The following is a 2,387-nucleotide window of genomic DNA, read 5'->3' as shown; positions in this document are numbered from 1 at the left end:
GCCGCACCCGTGGGCCTGCGCCGGCTGCGCCGGACCGCGGCGCGCCCCACCACGGCCGCCACCCCGCCCGCCGCCACTCCCTCCGCCGCCCCCGCGGAGACCGAGGCGGCGGCACTCGAGACCTCCTGACCCCGGCCGGCCCCCCAGCGGCCGGGAACCCAGGAACACGCCCCGAGCCCGGACCCTTTGCCGGGCAGCGACACCACGGGGCACCGGAAACACCGGAACACCAGAAAGAGGCACTCTTCGTGCGTACCACCATCAAGCTCACCGCCGCCGCCGCGGCCGCCGCCGCCCTCACCCTCGGCCTGAGCGCCTGCAGCGCTCCCTCCGACACCTCCTCCTCCGGCTCCGCCAAGGGCAAGGACGCCGACCCGGCCGCCGAGCTCGTCGTCGCCGCCAGCCCGACCCCTCATGGCGACATCCTCAACTTCGTCAGAGACCATCTGGCGGCCAAGGAGGGCCTGAAGCTGAAGGTGAAGGAGTTCAACGACTACGTCCTTCCCAACACGGCCACCCAGAACGGCGAGGTCGACGCCAACTTCTTCCAGCACAAGCCCTACCTCGACGACTTCAACAAGAAGAACAAGACGGACATCGTGCCCGTCGTCAACGTCGAGCTCGAGCCGCTGGGCCTGTACTCCAAGAAGGACAAGAAGGCCGCCGACCTCGGCTCCGGCGCCACCATCGCGGTCCCCAACGACGCCACCAACGAGGGCCGCGCCCTGAAGCTGCTCGCCGACAACGGCGTCATCAAGCTCAAGGACGGCGTCGGCGCGGGCGCCAAGCTGGCCGACATCGAGGACAAGAAGGGCATCCAGTTCACCGAGCTGGAGGCCGCCCAGATCCCCTCCCGCCTGGCCGACGTCGACGCCGCCGTCATCAACGGCAACTTCGCCATCCAGGCCAAGCTCAGCCCCGCCAAGGACGCCATCGCCCTGGAGAAGGCCGACGGCAACCCCTACGCGAACTTCCTCGCGGTCAAGAAGGGCAACGAGTCCGACCCCCGCGTCCAGAAGCTCGCCAAGCTGCTGAACTCCGACGAGGTGAAGAAGTTCATCCAGGAGAAGTTCAGCAACGGCGCCGTCCTGCCCGCCTTCGGCCCCGTCGCGAGCTGACACCTTGTAACCTCAGGCGTCCGTACGGTCGCAGGCCCCGCGCACGACATCCCGTGCGCGGGGCCCACGCGCTTGGCGCACACGCCCGCGCATGCTGCATGCTGGTGCACCCGAGCCACACCCGGAACCGCTACACCGAGAACCGATACCACCCCCGAGCCCACCCGCACCCGGCGTTGGAGCAGCGCATGACATCCACCTTTCCGGACATCTCCATCAGTACGGACCGGCTGGTGCTGCGCCCGTTCGAGGCAGGCGACGTCCCCGCGCTCACCGAGATGATGAACGACGAGCTCATCACCGCCTGGACCGCCGCCCCCCACCCCTACACCACCGCCGACGCCCGCGACTGGGCCCTGCGCCGGGCACCCGCCGAGCGCACCTCCGGACGCGGAATCGTCTTTGCGGTCACCGAGTTCCTCACCCACCGCCTCGTCGGCATGCTCCACCTCCGCCGCACCGACTGGCACACCCTCGCCGCCGAGGCCGGCTACCTCACCGCCCCCTGGGCCCGCGGCGAGGGCTACGCCTGCGAATCCGTCCTCGCCGTCGCCGAGTGGCTCTTCCGCGACCAGAAGTTCGAACGCCTGGAACTGCGCACCGCCGCCGACAACACCGCAGCCCAGCAGGTCGCCCAGAAGATCGGCTGCATCAGCGAGGGCGTGCTGCGCAACGCGTGGATAGGCCGGAGCCGCACCGCGGACGGCGGCTGGACCGAGATCCGCACCGACCTCATCGTCTGGAGCCTGCTCCCCGAGGACCTCGACGACGGCGACGACCCCCGGGAGCGGCCCGCCGCCGACGGCGCCGGCTACGGCGAGTACGGGGACTACGGCGACTACGGCAATTACGCCTCCGCCTTCCCCCGCTGGCGCTGACCGCGCCGCCACCACCCGCGCCGTTCCGGCTACCGCGCGTACCCGTCGGGGTACGCTCACTGTCCTGCCCGCGCGCACCGCCGGGCCCGACCCGCGACAAGCCCCAGGAGACTGACGACGATGGCCGACCGGGTCACGGTGATCGGCTGGGACGGCTCACCGCTGACGGACGCGGCCCGCTCCGCCGTGGGCGCCGCCACCCTCGTGGCCGGTGCCGCGCACCACCTGGCACTGCCCGAGGTCCCGCCCACCGCCGAACGCGTCCGCCTCGGCAGCCTCGACCTCGCCGCCCGCCGCGCACTGCGGCAACAAGGGCGGCTTCACCGAGCCCAAGCAGTTCTCCGGCCTGCTCTCCACCCACCTCGGCCCCACCCAGGACACCGGCTCGGTG

At 71.4% G+C, this 2,387-nt stretch carries 2 protein-coding genes and 2 pseudogenes; all 4 read left to right on the top strand.

The window, feature by feature from the left end:
* Positions 1-248 precede the first annotated feature (248 nt).
* Positions 249-1,118, top strand: a complete 870-nt coding sequence (locus AB0K09_RS32425) for a MetQ/NlpA family ABC transporter substrate-binding protein (protein ID WP_366068976.1) — start codon at positions 249-251, stop codon at positions 1,116-1,118.
* Positions 1,119-1,306: 188 nt separating this feature from the next.
* Complete coding sequence (locus AB0K09_RS32420; RefSeq protein ID WP_366068975.1) at positions 1,307-1,996, top strand: GNAT family N-acetyltransferase; 690 nt, start codon at positions 1,307-1,309, stop codon at positions 1,994-1,996.
* Between the two features lie 120 nt (positions 1,997-2,116).
* A pseudogene (locus tag AB0K09_RS32415) lies at positions 2,117-2,293 on the top strand (precorrin-6y C5,15-methyltransferase (decarboxylating) subunit CbiE); the annotation flags it as partial.
* Positions 2,208-2,387, top strand: a pseudogene (locus AB0K09_RS32410) (hypothetical protein); the annotation flags it as partial. The pseudogenes AB0K09_RS32415 and AB0K09_RS32410, both read left to right, overlap by 86 nt.

It is taken from the genome of Streptomyces sp. NPDC049577 (assembly GCF_040675635.1).
Classification (GTDB): Bacteria; Actinomycetota; Actinomycetes; order Streptomycetales; family Streptomycetaceae; genus Streptomyces.
The sequence above is the reverse complement of the archived record's forward strand: the minus strand, read 5'-3'. Positions and strand labels throughout refer to the sequence as shown.